This window comes from Streptomyces sp. NPDC104096 (genome assembly GCF_055584385.1).
In genome coordinates this window covers 14,704-30,282 of the sequence record NZ_JBVJMD010000049.1, presented here as the reverse complement: position 1 = coordinate 30,282, position 15,579 = coordinate 14,704, and the positions used below count along the sequence as shown (strand labels likewise).

The following is a 15,579-nucleotide window of genomic DNA, read 5'->3' as shown; positions in this document are numbered from 1 at the left end:
TCACCCGCCGATCAGGACGGTCGGGCAGCCCGCGACGATCGGGGCGCCGCAGGCGGCGGTGTCACCCATGCGGGCAGCGGGCTTGCCGTTGATCAGTACGGTGGGGCACCCCGGCGGAATGATCACGGACGGCGGGTGCACCGCGGGCGGCGGGAAGGCACACACATGGGTGGTGCCGACGGTGGCGGCGGGCATGCCCCCGATGAGGACGGTGGGCGCGCCGGGCGGGCCGACCGTCCCCGGGTGTCCGGTGGGGTCGCCGACGCGGGCGGCGGCTGGCATGGGGGAGGCTCCTTTTCGTCGGCTGTTCGTTGTACGTCGTCTGTGGCTGTTCGCTGTACGTCGTCTGTTGGTCGTGCCGGGACCGGTCGTGGGGTGTGCGCTCGTGCGGCCGGTCGCCGTCGTGCCGGGTGTCGTACCGCCTGGTGCCGCCCTGTCAGTTGATGCGGACCAGGCCCGCGTTGATCGTGCAGGTCGCGCCGCCCTTGATCTCCGTGCGCGCGGTGCCGTTGACCGCGACCTGGCTGCCCTTCACCTCCACTCCCCCGCTGGTCGTGAGCCCGACCTGGCCGCTGCCGCCGTCCACCTGGACGCCGGTCTGCGCGGTCACCTTCACCGACTTGCCGGTCAGTTCGAGGGTGCCGTTGCCCGCGTCCATCAGCGCGCCGTTGCCCGCCTTGACGGTGACCTTGTCCTTGGCGTCGATCTCCACCGTGCCGTCGCTGTGCACGATGATCTTGGTGCCCTTGCGGTCGAGGTCGATGGTGAGCTTGCCGTCGCCGGTGACCATCCGTACGCCCTGCGGGCCGGAGGCGTCGTCGAGCAGTTCGAGCTGGTTGCCGCTGCGGGAGGAGAACGTCCGCCGGTTGACCGCGCCGCTGGTGCCGTCGACCAGCTCGCCGCTGGCCGTGGACGGTTTGTCCTGCCCGTTGAAGAGGCAGCCCATGACGTACGGGCGGTCGAGCCGGCCCTGCTCGAACCCGACCAGCACCTCGTCGCCCACCTCCGGGACGAACGCGGAGGTCCCCTTGCCGTTCTTGCCCCCGCCGCCGGAGGTCTGCGCGCAGCGGGCCCAGTCGCTGACGTACTCCTCGGACAGCCAGGGGAACTTCACCTTGACCCGGCTGAGCTTGTCCGGGTCCTTGGTGTCGGAGACGACACCGACGACGACCCCGTCCATCTCGGGGACCCGGCCCGCCCGGCCCGAGGCGCCGCCGGCCAGCGCGGACAGGGAGCGTTCCTGCTGGCCGGAGACGGTCACCCAGGTCTCGTAGCCGCGATGGGCGTCGAAGACGTGCCGGGAGGAGGTGACGGTGTACCGGCCCTCGAACGGGGCACCGACCCCGGACAGCGCGACCGCGCCGCCGGCCCGGACCTCGGGATTGCCCTGGATGGCCGCCTCCATCTCGGCGAACGACCCGGCGATCCGCTGCGCCAGCGCCTTGGCGACCTGCTCGACGCGGGCCTGCGCGCCGTAGGTGTTGTCGGTGACGAGGTAGTCGGCCTTGCCGAAGGGGCTCGCCGCGTCCGCCGGGGCGATGCCCAGCTGGACGGCGTCCGTACGGCCCGCGTCCGCGGTGGCGACCAGGGCCTGCTTGGTCTTGGTGTCCCAGCCGCGCACCTGGACCTGGGAGACCTGCCCGGCGGCGGTCACCCCGGCGCGGCAGCGCAGCAGGTTCTTCCCGAGCTCCAGCACCAGCGGGTCGCGGTCGGCGCGGGCCGAGGAGCCGGGCGCGTCGGACGCCTCGGTGGGACTGGTGACGTGCAGGGCGCCGTCGATCACGTACACCTGCGCTCCGGCGTCCTCGGCCAGGTCGCGGACGAAGTCCCAGTCGGAGAGGTTCGCCTGGGCGACGTGTTCGAGGACCGGACCGGAGACGTCGATCTTCCCCGTGGAGAGCCCGGCCCGCTGGGCGACCCGGCGGCAGATGTCGGCGACGGTCATGTTCTGGTAGGCGGCGACCCGTCGACCCCTGAAGAGCCGGTGCGCCTTGTCCATGCCGCGGACCACGGTGAACGTGCCGGTCTCGTCGAAGTCCAGCTCCAGTGCGGTCACTTCGCCCTTGAGCAGCGGTTTGGGCGAGCCGCCCGCGCCGGACGAGGCCAGCAGCCGCGCCTCGGAGCCGATCTTGATACCGGCCTTGTCGATCAGCACCCTGCTGGGGTCGCGGAAACGCAGGACGAAGGTGTCGGGCAGCGTCCGGCTGTCGTCGACGTAGCCGTCCACCAGGCTGTTGGCGAGGTCGGCGGGCAGCCTGGCCCCGCCGATCTCCACGACCAGGACCTTGGCGACGGTGTCATTGGCCATCAGAGGGCCTTCCGTCCGCCGGCCGCCCCGGAACCGACGGGCCGCGCGGCCCCGCCCGGCACGGTGTCCAGTTCGTCGGCCGCGGGAAGCAGCAGCTCCCGCCCCTCGGCCAGCCGCATCGGATCGTCGATGCCGTTGGCCTCGGCGATGGCCCGCCACGCCCCCGCGTCGCCGTACTCGGCCCAGGCCAGGCCCTGCAACGTGTCGCCGGCCCGGAGCCGGTGGACCCGGCGGGCGGTGAGCGCCCCCGAGGTGGGGTTCTGGCCGGCCGTCTCCCCGCTGATCTCCTCCATCGTCACCTGGCACACCGCGCGGATCGGCACTCCGGACGTGGTGAACAGGGTGTACTTGACCTGGACCTGGCTGACGTAGCCGGGGAAGCCGGTGATGCCGCCCCAGTGGAAGACCACCCAGGGCGGTGAGGAGCGCTGCGCCTGCCGGGTCTCGTTGGTCGGTACGCAGCAGGCGAACAGGCTCTCCACCGCCTTGACGACACTGGTGTCCTGGGTGTCGCTGGCGTCGAAGAACATCTCGACGGTGAGCTTGCTGGGCTGCGGCCCCTGGTACTCCGGCGGCCCCGCGCTCTTGGCTCCCTTGGCGGGGGTGCGCTTCCAGGACGCCGACTTGCCCAGGCTGAGTTCCTTGGGATTGAACTGGAAGTCGATCCGGCCGCACGGTCCGCCCGGGGTGAGGCTGCCGCCCGAGGGCGGGGTGCGCAGTTCGAGGTAGGCGTGCTCCAGCTTGGGCCGCGCGTTGCCGCCCGCGGCCGACGCCGACTTCGCGCCGCCGCCCGCCGCGCTGAACGCCACGGGCCCGCTCATGCTCCGGGCTCCATCATGTAGCCGTGGTGCGCGATCTCGATGGTCTCCGTGGCGACCTTGGGCGACTCGGGATTGAACGTCGGCCCGGTCCAGCGCACCGGCACCACCTCCAGCAGGCCCCAGCGGGCGACCATCACGCCGTCGCCGGTACGCGCCTCGATGTGCGCGGTCTTGCGGGCGAACCCGGTGGTCATGCTGGCGAACCACTTGGCCACCTTCTGGGTGTCCCTGGTCAGCGGCCGGGAGAGCTTGACGTTGGGGTACTTCAGACGCGTCGGCAACTGCCAGACATGGCCGTTGTTCCCGCCCTCCTCGCGGGGTTCGATCACCACCTCGCAGCCCAGCCCCTCACAGGTGTTGAACGAGCCCAGCTCGATCCCGTCGATCGTGACGACGAAGCAGACCGAGACCGCCGGGTCCTGGGTGATGGACATCCGATGCCCTGCCTTTCTGTCGGTACCGGGTGCTCTGTCAGTGCCGGATGTTGATCAAGGAACCGGCGCGTTCACGTTCGATGCGCAACTCCGCCCTGAGCAGTCTGCTGAGGGGGGCGAGCAGGGCCCGGACGAGTTCGTCCGTGACCTTGGGCGCGCCCGTGCCGCCCGCCTTCTCCGGGGTGTCGGCCGGGGCCGAAGGCACGGGCGGCTCCACCGCCGGTGGACCGTCCGGCTCGGGCTGCGCCGACGGGCCGACGGGCGGCTCGCCGACCGGCGCTCCCTGTTCGGCGCGTTGCACGTAGGGCGCGGTGAACTCCACGGAGCCGTCAGGCATCCACCGGGCCACCCCGGCGGCGACCGCCGCGGCCCCCGCGCTGACCTCGGGCTGCGCGGAGACCGACGGCACCTGTCCCGGGAACGACGGGGAGGTGGGCACCGGCGGGGCGGAGCGGCGTACGGGCTGCGCGGCGACGCCGGGCACCGTCACGAGCCGCTGCAGCGGGACCGCGGGGCCGAGGGCGCCCGGACCACCCGGCCCCTGGAGCGCCTGGAGGTACGGCTGGGGGGCAGGGTCGGGAAGGACGGCGCCCGGGAGAACCGCACTGGGGACGCCGGGGAATCGCGCGGGTCCGGAAAGTCCCGGGCGGCCGGGAAGCCCGGATCCGCCGAGGGCGTCCGGGACACCGTGGGACCGGGCGGACGGGGTGAACGGGACGGTGCCCTCGGTGCTCATGACCCGCTGCACGACGGCACCCGTGGGGCCGGAGGCGGTGGGCCCGCCTCCGGGGTGTCCAGCGCCTCCGGGGCCACCGTCGCCGCCGTGGCCGCCGGACCTGCCGACGCCTTCGGCCGCCGCGTCGGCGGACCGGGCACCGCCTGCGGAACCGCCGGTTCCAGGGACGGACCGCGAGCCCCCGACCGGCTCCCAGCGAACCGGCACCGCGGCCGGAGGCCCGGCCGCGACCGGCGCCTCGGCGGACGGCGCCGGCACCGAGTACAGGGGCAGCGACCGCTGCGCCACCAGCGGGAACACGGGACCGGAGCCCCGGTCCGCCGACCCGGCGCCGATGCCCGCCTCGGACAGCCCACCGGGCAGCGTGGTCTCGTCCACGGCGTCCAGCCGCCGCATCGGCATGGGGGTCGCGGCCGTCACCATCTCTCCCTGGCCGGGCGCCTCGGGCACCACCGTGTCGCTCACCGCGAGCGGTGAGGCGTCGCCGAGCAGCGGTGCCCGGTCGGCCTGCGCGGACGGGGGTGTCGCACCGGGCGGCGGGGGTGCCTGGTGCGGGCCGCCGGGAACGTCGAGTCGCTGCACCGCGACCGGCCCCGGTGGCGTGGCGCCGCCGGAAGCGGCGGGGGCCCCGGGGACGGCGTCCGCTCCCGGGTCCGCAGCGGGGCCCGATCCGGCGCGGGGGCCGGGTGCGGGGCCTGGGCCGGGCAGCGGACCGGCCTGCACGGCGTCGGTGGCGGCACCGGTCACCGTCTCTGGCGAGAAGCCCGTGCCGAGGTCCACCGGGTCCGTGATCAGGGGTGGTGTGTCGCCGAGCAGCGGCGCGGTGTCCTCGCCGCCGGGCGACGGGGCTCCGGGCCCGGCCGGGCCCGCCGTCAGGTCCGGCACCGCCGGAGCGTCCGGGATGTACGGGGCCTCAGGAGCCGTCGGTGCCTGCGGCTCCGCCACGGTTCGGGAGACGTACGGCACGGTAGGCACCGAAGGGGATACGGCGGACTCGACGAGGGGCGCCGCGGGACCCGGAAGCGGCAGGGCGGTGGGCGGCAGCGCGGAGAGCGGCTCGCCGAGACCCCGATGACGCGGACGCGGCGGGGCAGTGACATCACGCTGCATCACCGGCTGTGCGGCAGGCCCGGTGCCGTCCACGCCGCCGAGAAGGGGAGCGGTGGGGACGGCCGCGTCCGGACCTCCCTGACCCGCGACCGTGTCGCGGCGCGGTGCGGCGAGCGGGAGCGGGGCCGTGTCCCGTACCGCCGCCGACCCGGCGGTACCCGGCGCCTCGGTCCGCTGGACGACAGCCTCCTGCCGGTCCTGCCCCGCAGAGGTGCCGGGCGCGGCGAGCAGGTCGGCGACCGGCTCGGCCGGCGCGTCCGGGGCGAGGGGACCGGGGTGCTCGTCCGGCACGGCCGGAAGCGCGGTCAGTTCCCGTGCCGGTACGTCCGGTGGCTCCGCGACGACCAAGGGGTGGGCGGGTGCGGAAGCCGCCGGGGCGGACGGCACACGCATGACCATCAGCGGGGCGGGCGGTGCCGAGCCCGGCCCGGAGCCGCTCGACGCGACGGTGATCCGCTGGAGCGGCACCAGGGGAAGCGGCGCCGGTCCGGAAAAGGTCTGGGCCGGCCCATGGTCCGGGTGACGCGCGGTGTCCCCGGCCGGGGCCACCGACCGCAGGACGACCGGGCCGTCCGTGCCGTGCGGGTCACCCGGCCGGTCCACGGACCCTCCGGCATCGGCCTGCCGGTCACCGGCCCCGCGGGCGACGGCCGCGGCCGCGCCCGGCTCGCCCGCCCACGCCGACACCGGGTCCTGCACGCCCCGCGGTACGTCGAAGGCGTGCGCCCGGGGTTGTACGCCCGTCCGCTGCACCGGCAGCGTGGGTTCCGCCAGCCCGTGGCCGATGCCGGACGGCGCCTGTGTGCTGACCAGATGGCCGAGCGGGCCTGTGACCGTCGGGTCCTGCCAGGTGCCCAGCCGCCGGCCGAACCCGCCGGGGTCGCTGACCAGCCCCATGGGCGCGCTCAGCGCCCGCTGCACGGGGGGTGTCGACCGCCAGTCGGCCGTGACCTCCGTGTCCGTCGCCTCCGGGGCTGGGGGTGTCGTCCCGGCGTCGGCGCCCGCTCGCGTTCCGGGCCGGATGGCGCCCCGCGAGCCGTCACCGCTCCTCGTCAGCCAGGACAGCAGTCCCATCTCGGTGTCCTCTCACCGCCCGTGGAGACGGGCGATCTGCTCGACGTACCGCTGCCGTTCGGGGTGTTCCAGATCGAGCAGCTCTTCCAGCGGCCAGTGGAAGTGGTAGGCCAGGTACGCGATCTCCTCGTAGAGGCGCTCGACCGCGTACGTCACGATTCCCCCAGGCGGCCCCCGGCGAGGTCCACGGCGAAGTGCTCCTGGCAGGAGGGGCAGGTGACCGCGGCGCGGGTGTGGCCCTCCGCGTTGATCCGCCGGTAGAAGTCCTGGAGGAAGGCGAGGTCCGAGGCGAACAGGTCCTCCACGATGCCCGCGTGGACGTCCTCGACGGTGCCCAGCCGGGTGATCACCCGGGCGATCAGCACCACCGACAGGTACGCGGAGTTCTCCCGCACCCGGTCGTCCCGCAGCGGGATGAGCTCGTCGCGGGCGGTGGCCAGCCGCATCACACCGTGCCGGTGCACGGTGCCGGAGTCGTCCACGTACCCCCGGGGCAGTTCGAAGGCGAACTCGGTGCGGAGCGTGTCACGCCCCGCACCGCTCTCGCCCGGTGCCCCGGTGTGCTCCTGCCCCGGTACGTCCGAGAACGGCGGTGCCGCCTGCCGCGTCTGGGCGGTCATGGTCCTGCGCATCACTCAACTTCCATGCTCTCGTACGTGATCGAGAGCTTCTCGGTGAGGACGGAGGTGTCGCCCGCCTTGAGGGTGCCGATCTCCAGCGACTTCGGCCAGGCGTTGACCAACTGGTAACGCTTGATGGCCTGGCCCTCGTAGTCGTAGACGATGATCGCGCCGTTCTTGCGGGCGTCACTCATCTTCCCGAACCGGGACGACTTGATCCAGGTCTCGAAGCTGTTGTCCTCGGTCAGACCGCGGGTGACGGTGACCTCGCCGGCCTTGGGCCGGCCCGGCAGCTTCTTGACGGCGTACTTGCCGTCGGCGGTGTTCTGCTTGAGTTCGATGACGTCCTGTTCCATCTTCAGACCGCTGACCTCGGTGATCTGCTTGATCACCACACCGTCGAACTCCAGCCCGAAGGAGTGGCCGACAGAGCTGTCAAGTTCGGGAAGTGGCATCCCAGCCTCCATGGCTCATCTGGTGTGGGGAGCGGCGGTTCTCCGCCGCCCCGGGACCGATCGGCGGGAGCCCCACTGCCGTGGGGCCGTGACCCGCCTGCCGCCCTGTTACTCGTCGACCGATCCCGTGCCGCCCGACAGCTGTGCCAGCCGGAACACCACGAACTCAGCGGGCTTGACCGGAGCGATTCCGACCTCACAGACGACCTGGCCTGAGTCGATGCTCTCGGCGGGGTTGGTCTCCCGGTCGCACTTGACGTAGAAGGCCTCGTCCGGGGTCAGCCCGAACAACGCGCCCTTGCGCCACTCGTTGACCAGGAACGCCGAGATGGTGCGCCGGATACGTGCCCACAGGGCGTCGTCGTTCGGTTCGAAGACGACCCACTGGGTGCCCGTCAGGATCGACTCCTCGATGTAGTTGAAGAGTCGACGTACGTTCAGGTAGCGCCAGGCGGCGTCGGAGGAGAGGGTGCGGGCGCCCCACACCCGGATGCCGCGGCCCGGGAAGGAGCGGACGCAGTTGACGCCGATCGGGTTCAGCAGGTCGTGCTCGCCCTTGGTGATCTGCGTCTGGAGGCCGACCGCGCCCCGCAGGACCTCGTTCGCCGGCGCCTTGTGCACACCGCGCGAGGCGTCGTTGCGCGCCCACACACCGGCTATGTGACCGCTCGGCGGGACGAAGCTGTTGCGGCCGACCGACGGGTCGAAGACCTTGATCCACGGGTAGTAGAGCGTCGCGAACTTCGAGTCGAAGCCGGCCGTGTCCATCCGCCAGTTCTTGATCTGCTGGGGCGACAGCCCGGGGGGAGCGTCCAGGATCGCGACCCGGTCGCCCATCAGCTCGCAGTGGGCGATCAGTGCCTGCTGCACCGAGATGACGGTCTCGGCGTCCAGGATGCCGCGCTGGTGGGCGCTCATCAGGTCGGGCACGGACACCATCGTGATCTCGTCGATGGCCTCAAGGCCGCCGAAGCCGGTCCGCTGGTCCGCGTCGCCGATGTAGTCGTCGGCCGACAGCGCGACCGTGCCGGACCCGGCCGGAGCGGGGGCCGCGGCGGCCCCGGCCGCGAGGACGACCGCACCGGTGTCGGGCTTGGTCGACGCGGCGGCGCGGCTGACCTCCTCCAGGGTGATGAGCTGCGACTTCTCCTTGACCTTGGTGATCACGTTGTCCTTGCCGCGGCGGGTGGACACCGAGGGGTAGGTCTCCTTCTCCTCCCCGTCCACCTTGACCACCAGCTTGAACGCCTCGCTGGGCGGCGCCTCGCCCTCGGCCGCGCCGACCTCGACCGTGATCTCACCGGTGACGCCCGGCAGCGCCCGGACCCGGAACCCGCCGAGCAGCGCCTCGGCCGCGGACCCACCGCCCGCCGCCCCTGCGGCGGCCCCGCCCGGCAGTTGCCCCGCGACGCCGTCACCGCTGCCGCCGATCCGGACGACGTAGCAGTTCCCGCCCCCGTTGGCGAAGTAGCCGTACACGGCGGACGCCAGGTAGGAACCCTCGACGAAGTCGCCGAAGACCCCCACGTACTGGCTCCAGTTGGTGACGAGCGTCGGCTCGTTCAGGGGCCCTTGCGGGGCGAAGCCGAGAAACGCGGCGACCGAGGTGCCCACTCCCTCGATCGGTCGTGCCCCGGCCTCCACTTCTTCGACGTAGACGCCCGGGGACAGATACGACGGCATACCCACTCCTCCTTGACCAGCGGCCGAAGCTGATTCTGACTCCGCTTTCGATCACCCGGAACGCGTCGTCGGGCCGCGTCACGGTGCACACCCCGCTGCCCGATGAGGCAGGCCGCCCTTCCCCCGGCCGTACCCACCGTCCTCGTGTACGCGTGGCCACGAACCCCGACGCTTTCGGCCATGAAGGCGGTGCCGGACAAGAAGACCAGCGCGAAAACCGGCGCGCCGCCGGCCCGTCCGGCGGCCCCTGCCCAGGCCCAGGCCCGGCCGACGGTCGAGGGAGCCGGCTCACCCACCACGGCGGACGGGCCGGAGACCGCCCCTCCCGCGGGCCTCGCCCCGCAGCAGTTGCGCCTGCTGCAGGCACGGGCGGGGAACGCGGCGGTGGCCAGACTGGTCGCGCAGCGCCAGACCGCGGCTCCGCCGGCCACGGCCGCTCCTGCCCCGTCCTCCGCGGAGGCTCCCGCTCCGCCGGTCAAGCCGCCGCCGTCCGCGTCGCCCGCCTTCCAGGACCTGAAGTCCGAGGTGCGGGCGAAGAAGACCGCGACCTCCCGGCACGCTCCCGCCGCAGCGGAGTCGAAGGCCGCGCAGGACGCCGCCGTCGCCCCGCCGGACGACAAGCAGGCCCAGGGCAAGGCCGCGCAGGCCGAGAAGATGAACGCCGCCAGGCCCGGCACCTTCGACAAGGCCGCCTTCGTCGCCGCCGTCAACCAGGCCATCGCGGCGCAGGCTCCGAAGAACCTCGACGAGGCCGACCACTTCTCGGGGTCCGGCAAGGCGGCGGCCGTCAAGGACCAGGTCAGCGGCCAGGTCAGCCAGGGCAGGGCCGCCTCCGCCAAGGAGATCGACACCACCACCAAAGCGGCCCCGGACCTGTCCAAGGCCACGGACAAACCGGTCACCCCGCTCAGTCCGGACGCTCCCCCGCCCGTCCCCGGCACCCCGAACCCGGCGGGCGCGGTCCCGGCCAGGCAGCCGGACGCGGTCACCGACTTCTCCGGCGGACCGCGGCAGGTCAACGAGCAGATGGCCGACGCCGAGGTCACCGAGGACCAGCTCGCCAGGAGCAACGAGCCCCAGTTCACCGATGCCCTGGCGGCGAAGAAGGAGGGCGAGCAGCACTCCTCGGCGGCGCCGGGGCAGGCCCGCGGCGCCGAGGCCAGGCAGCTCGCCGCCGCCAAGCAGGGCGCGGCGGCCGCCGGCGCCCAGGCCATGACCGGCCTGGCCGCCGCCCGGACCGCCACGGGCAAACAGGTCGACGGCGGCAAGAGCGCCACCAAGTCCGCCGACGAACGCAGACGCGCCGAGGTCACCGCCCGGCTGCAGAAGGTCTTCGACGGCACCAGGACGGATGTGGAGAACACGCTCTCCGGCCTGGACAAGCTCGTGGACGAGAGGTTCACGGCCGGCGAGAAGGCCGCGCGGGACGCCTTCATGGCGGACCAGAAGCGCCGGATGGACGCCTACAAGGACAAGCGGTACTCGGGCTGGTCCGGCAAGCTCAAGTGGGTCAAGGACAAGTTCGCGGGCCTGCCGGCGGAGGCCAACGCCCTCTTCCAGGAGTCCCGCAAGCTCTACGTCGACCGGATGCAGCAGGTCATCTCCTCCATCGCCGACCTCATCGGCACCGAACTGGGCAAGGCGAAGGACCGCATCGCGCGCGGCCGGGCCGAGCTCAGGGCCGAGGTCGACAAACTCCCCGCCGATCTGAAGAAGTTCGGCAGTCAGGCCGCCAAGGACTTCACGGAGAAGTTCGACGGGCTGGAAGCCGACGTCAACGCGAAGTCGGACCAGCTGGTCCAGGACCTCGCCCAGAAGTACACCCAGGCGCTGAACGCGGTCGACGACGAGATCAAGAAGCTCCAGGAGGAGAACAAGGGCCTGATCGCCAAGGCCAAGGACGCCGTCGTCGGTGTCATCCAGACCATCATCGAACTGAAGAACCTGCTGCTCGGCGTCCTGGCGAAGGCCGCCTCCGCGGTCATGAAGATCATCAAGGATCCCATCGGGTTCCTCACCAACCTGGTGACCGCGGTCGGCGCCGGTCTCCGGCAGTTCGTCGGCAACATCGCCGAACACCTGAAGAAGGGCCTGGCCTCCTGGCTGCTGGGCGCCGCCGCCGGCGCCGGCCTCACCTTGCCGGCCAAGTTCGACCTCAAGGGCATCATCCAGCTCCTCGCCGGTCTGCTGGGGCTGACCTGGGGCAACATCCGCGCCCGCATCACCCGCAAGGGCGTCCCCGACCAGGCGGTCAGCGCGGCCGAACAGTCCGTCCCCGTCGCACAGGCGCTCCAGCGCGAGGGCCCGGCCGGTGCCGTCGAGCACATCAAGGAGTCCGTCGGCGACCTGAAGTCCACGATCCTCCAGAAGCTCACCTCCTACCTGATCCCCACCGTCATCGTCGCCGGAATCAGCTGGATCGTCTCCCTGCTCACCCCCGCCTCCGCCTTCGTCCGCGCGGTCAAGGGCATCGTCGACATCGTCACGTTCGTGGTGACCCAGGGCGGTCAGATCATCCAGTTCGTCAACTCGATACTGGACGCGGTCGTCGCCATCGCCAACGGCGGCGGAGGCGGCGTCCCCGCCCTGATCGAAGGCGCCCTCGCCGCCTCCGTCCCCGTCCTCCTCGGCTTCCTCGCCTCCCTGCTGGGCATCGGCAACCTCGCGGGCAAGGTCCGCCAGGTCTTCACCGCGGTCGCCAAGCCGGTCAACAAGGCGATCGACAGGATCGTGGACTTCATCGCCAAGGCGGCCAAGAAGCTCTGGGGCAGGCTCAAGGCGGCCGGCAAGAAGGTCAAGGACAGGTTCAGCGGCAAGAAGGGGGCGGACCAGAAGGCGCCGGGCAGCGCTTCCGATCCTGCCGCCGATCTCCCCCTGCCGTCGAAGCCGTTCGCCACCCGCGACGGGGAGAGGCACAAGGTCCTGTTCACGGGTCGCGGCGCCTCGGCGGAACTGAAGGTGCACAGCGTCGAACAACGCATCGAGGAGTTCTTCAAGGCCTGGGGCGCCGAAGTGCAGAAGATGTCGGACGCGAGCCCGGAGAAGGCGCAGCAGTCCGAAGCGCTGGCCGCCGCCACCGCGAAGTCCCAGGACGTGACGAAGAGGAAGGACGCGCTGGGCAGAAACGGAACACCCGGCGCACCACGCCAGAGGGAATACGACGCTCTGGTCGCCGACATGACGGTGCTCGCAGGCATGCTTGCCACCCGAAGCCCGAAGCCACCGCTTCCGCCGCCCGTGTTGCCGCCGTTCTCCAACGGCGTGCTGGCCAGGGGATTCAAGGCACAGTACCTCCCCCGGGACATCGCGGCCATTCACCCCGGCGAGGACTCAGGTGTGAATACAGGTGCAACCCTGACCGGCTGGAGTTACGTCAGCATGAACGGCCTCAACCCGGCCAACAACATGGTCTGGGTAAAGATGCACCTGCTGCCCGCTCCGATCGGTGGCAAGGCAACCGACTCGAACCTGGTTGTGGCCCGCGGCACAACGAACACGAACTTCCACTACAACGTCGAGAACCCGGCTGCGCAGGCACTGAGCAGCGGCCGAGAAGAGATGATCTGGTACGAGGTCGACGTCAACACCCATGCGAATCCAGACGGATTCCTCGAGAGCATCACGGTACGCTGGGCCGGCTACGAGGTGAAGGACGGCACCTGGCATCCGAAGACGGCTGATTCGGGAATGAAGCAGGTTCTTTCATCGGGCAGCCAGACGACACCGACCGGACTGAACCCGTTGATGCTGAATTCGATCTCCGCGTTCGGCTGGAAGGGTCTCAGCAATGCGATCTGGGGCTCGAAGACTGAGAACGCATTTTCCCAGATGGTCATCGACGAACTCCAGAACGGCCCCTACACGACCGACTTCGGCCAGCTGAGAATCAGGCTCACCACAGCGAACCGGCAACGGAGGAGCGAGATAGCAGACCTCCAGAGCAAGGTGAACGACCTGGTTTCCGCAATCCGAGCGGGACGAATCCAAATCTAGCGAGCGGAGCACCGAGCGAACATGGCCGACCCCGATCCGACCCCCATCGAGCGTCGATTCTCCCAGATGATCGAATCGCTGAAACGGAGCGACGCGATCGACGTCAGCGGAGAAAGGAGGGATGCCATCAGCGAAGTGGTCCGGGACTCCACGGCCGGCTTCGCCCAACTGGAGGAGTTGTTCGGCATCACCCTCGATCCCGGCCTCAAGGACTGCCACGTACGCCACTGGGAACTCGGCATACACTGGTATGCGGCTGGCACCTCCGTCGGCGCGGGCGGGGAGTTCATGCTGCACGAACTGGTCGACGCGCTCATGTCCGGGCCGCCCAACGCCGACAGCGTCCGCGACGACGACGAACGCGAGCTGTTCCGGCAACTGCGGGTGGTCGACTACCAGCCGGACGGCGGAGTCAACTCGTTCTCCGCGGTCCGGCTGTCCGGCGACACCATAGCTTCACAGATGTGGACGTACCGCTTCCCGTACGGAGCTTTCGCGCTCGACCTGGACTACCGCGGATACCTGGAAGCGCTTCTGCTGACCAAGGGACTCTACGGCTGGCCCTTCCTCTACGCTGACGTACGGCTCACCGACGCGAAGTACGTCCCGCTCGTGAATATGGTTAGGACCGGAATCGACTTCCTGAAGGAGGTCCTTCCGGATCCGCGCTACGAGGAACTGGAGATCCGGCTGGCCGACCGCCTGAACTGAGCGTTGTCCCGCAACTGCTGGTAGCGACACGCTTTCAGAGGAAGACGCGCGCCAGCTCCAGCCACTTCTGGGCGTCCTCGCCGGTCGCCGTCAGGTCGGTCCCGGTCCAGGGGCGACGCCTGGTGACACACAGGCAGAAGTCCATGGCGCCGCCCTGTACCCGTTGTGCGGCAGTCTCGGGGCCCCAGAGCCAGGTTCGTCCGTCAGGTGCTGTCAACTCGACGCGGAAGGGGTCCGTCGGCTCGGGCAGTCCGACGGCGGCGAAGGACAGCGCCCGTCCCAACACCCCCAGCGACGCCACGTGTTGCAGTCGATCCGTCGGGCGGTGCGCCACGCCCACGGCATCGAAGACGTCCTGCCCGTGGGCCCAGGTCTCCATCAGACGAAGGGGCACCATCAGGGCCGGGGTCACCTTGGACATGTACCAGGGGAATGCGCGGTCCCAGGGCGTGTCGCGCAGTGCCGCCGCCAGTTCCGTTCGGCCGGCCCGCCACTCCTCCAGGAGCACGGACCTGGGTTTGACCGCTCCCGCGGCGGCGGCGTTGTCCGCGTACCCGCTGCCTTCGGCTTCGGCCCGCCTGAGCTCGGCGCCGAACGCGTCCGGAGTGCGTAAGGCGCTGAGTGCGTTCGCGTCCGACCAGGCGAGGTGGGCCATCTGGTGGGCGACCGTCCAGCCCGGTGCCGGTGTCGGTACGGACCAGTCGTCCACTGCCCTGACCAGGGCGTCGAGTTCGTCGCCCTCGGCCACCAGCGCGGACAGGACACCTGCGTCGTCTGCGTCGGGGACGGCAAGGTTGTAGTTCAGCATGTGCGCCATGGTGGCACTCCTTCCCGCCCGACGGCGGAGACGAAGTGTGCGGGCATACTCCGATCCGGCCGGGCCCGGGCGCGCCTACGCCGCCCACCACACCGCCTTGTTGGTGTCGTAGTTGCGGCTGGCGCTGTTGGCGGCTCGGGTGCCGCCGTTGCAGGGCTGGGCGCACAGGACGCGCAGGTTGGTGATGTCGTTGGCCCAGCGCTTGGCTTCGGTGCGGGTGATGGCGCTGACGTTGCGGCCGTCGACCTGCCAGGTTATCGCCGTCGCGTGGTCCTGGACGTAGGCGATGATCTCCCTGATGTGGTCGATGGTGACATGGCGGTTGCCGTCCGCCGGTGTCGCGTCCCGCAGTTGGGGGATGTACGTGCCGCACATCGCGCACTCGTACTCGGTCCGCCCGTTCGCGACCTGGGAGTTCGCCGCGTCCAGCACGGCGGTCGTCGTCGCGGCGGTGAAATCGATGTCGTCCCGGGTGCCGCTCCAGATGTACTCGTCCCTGGGGCCCCGGCTCGGCAGCTCCGGGGCCCGGGGCACGTCGGGGTCGAAGCCCTGCTGGACCTGTTGCCGGGCGGAATTCGGTCGGTTGCCGTACGGGGAGTCGGAGACCGCCCTGCGCTTCTCGCGCGGCTGTCGGCCAACCATCCGCTGGGCGGTCACCAACTGCACCACCGCCGCGTTGCCGGCCGTCTGCTGCAGGTCGGACAGGGCGGCGAGCGGCGAGGTGTGCGGTTCGCCCGCGCGCACGGCGCCCGCGGTACGGCGCGTCCGCTCCGGGGCCTGCTCCGCAAGCCGTTCGTCGTGAGCGCGCACGGCGGGT

The 15,579-nt window shown here is 71.2% G+C and carries 13 protein-coding genes; 2 read left to right on the top strand and 11 right to left on the bottom strand.

Going from position 1 to position 15,579, the window contains the following annotated elements; translation table 11 throughout:
- The 9 genes from ACZ60B_RS33760 to ACZ60B_RS33720 all read right to left on the bottom strand — a co-directional run bounded on the left by ACZ60B_RS33760 (window position 1) and on the right by ACZ60B_RS33720 (window position 9,241).
- Window positions 1–282 carry a PAAR domain-containing protein gene (locus ACZ60B_RS33760; RefSeq protein ID WP_469393854.1) on the bottom strand — a complete coding sequence of 94 codons (282 nt, stop codon included), beginning with the start codon at window positions 280–282 and terminating at the stop codon, window positions 1–3.
- Window positions 283–436: 154 nt separating this feature from the next.
- Complete coding sequence (locus tag ACZ60B_RS33755) at window positions 437–2,308, bottom strand: VgrG-related protein (RefSeq protein WP_469393852.1); 1,872 nt, start codon at window positions 2,306–2,308, stop codon at window positions 437–439.
- Window positions 2,308–3,129 carry a CIS tube protein gene (locus ACZ60B_RS33750; RefSeq protein WP_469393850.1) on the bottom strand — a complete coding sequence of 274 codons (822 nt, stop codon included), beginning with the start codon at window positions 3,127–3,129 and terminating at the stop codon, window positions 2,308–2,310. Before ACZ60B_RS33750 ends, ACZ60B_RS33755 begins: the two co-directional genes overlap by 1 nt.
- A complete protein-coding gene (locus tag ACZ60B_RS33745) occupies window positions 3,126–3,563 on the bottom strand; it encodes a phage tail protein (RefSeq protein ID WP_152888584.1) in 438 nt (145 codons plus the stop codon). The genes ACZ60B_RS33750 and ACZ60B_RS33745 overlap by 4 nt, the downstream gene beginning before the upstream one ends.
- A gap of 37 nt (window positions 3,564–3,600) precedes the next feature.
- Window positions 3,601–6,483, bottom strand: a complete 2,883-nt coding sequence (locus tag ACZ60B_RS33740; protein WP_469393847.1) for a hypothetical protein — start codon at window positions 6,481–6,483, stop codon at window positions 3,601–3,603.
- A 12-nt stretch (window positions 6,484–6,495) separates the two neighbouring features.
- Entirely contained in the window at window positions 6,496–6,639 is a 144-nt protein-coding gene (locus ACZ60B_RS33735) for a DUF6760 family protein (protein ID WP_469393845.1), read from the bottom strand.
- Window positions 6,636–7,115 carry a hypothetical protein gene (locus ACZ60B_RS33730; RefSeq protein ID WP_469393843.1) on the bottom strand — a complete coding sequence of 160 codons (480 nt, stop codon included), beginning with the start codon at window positions 7,113–7,115 and terminating at the stop codon, window positions 6,636–6,638. The genes ACZ60B_RS33735 and ACZ60B_RS33730 overlap by 4 nt, the downstream gene beginning before the upstream one ends.
- Window positions 7,115–7,558, bottom strand: coding sequence for a phage tail protein (locus ACZ60B_RS33725; RefSeq protein WP_103554128.1), 444 nt, complete (start codon window positions 7,556–7,558; stop codon window positions 7,115–7,117). Before ACZ60B_RS33725 ends, ACZ60B_RS33730 begins: the two co-directional genes overlap by 1 nt.
- A gap of 108 nt (window positions 7,559–7,666) precedes the next feature.
- The gene (locus ACZ60B_RS33720; RefSeq protein ID WP_469393840.1) at window positions 7,667–9,241 is read right to left on the bottom strand and encodes a phage tail sheath family protein; all 1,575 of its coding nucleotides are present in this window, start codon (window positions 9,239–9,241) and stop codon (window positions 7,667–7,669) included.
- Between the two features lie 180 nt (window positions 9,242–9,421).
- Here ACZ60B_RS33720 and ACZ60B_RS33715 point away from each other — a divergent pair, with 180 nt between their 5' ends.
- Window positions 9,422–13,234: a phage tail protein gene (locus ACZ60B_RS33715; RefSeq protein ID WP_469393838.1), complete on the top strand. Its 3,813-nt coding sequence runs from the start codon at window positions 9,422–9,424 to the stop codon at window positions 13,232–13,234.
- 21 nt (window positions 13,235–13,255) lie between these two features.
- Window positions 13,256–13,945: a hypothetical protein gene (locus tag ACZ60B_RS33710; protein WP_469393836.1), complete on the top strand. Its 690-nt coding sequence runs from the start codon at window positions 13,256–13,258 to the stop codon at window positions 13,943–13,945.
- Window positions 13,946–13,979: 34 nt separating this feature from the next.
- Here ACZ60B_RS33710 and ACZ60B_RS33705 read toward each other — a convergent pair whose 3' ends face one another.
- Both ACZ60B_RS33705 and ACZ60B_RS33700 read right to left on the bottom strand, forming a co-directional pair.
- Window positions 13,980–14,762 (bottom strand): TIGR03084 family metal-binding protein, encoded by a 783-nt coding sequence (locus tag ACZ60B_RS33705; protein WP_469393834.1) that lies wholly within the window; start codon window positions 14,760–14,762, stop codon window positions 13,980–13,982.
- 75 nt (window positions 14,763–14,837) lie between these two features.
- Window positions 14,838–15,572: a hypothetical protein gene (locus ACZ60B_RS33700; RefSeq protein WP_469393832.1), complete on the bottom strand. Its 735-nt coding sequence runs from the start codon at window positions 15,570–15,572 to the stop codon at window positions 14,838–14,840.
- Between the last annotated feature and the right edge of the window lie 7 nt (window positions 15,573–15,579).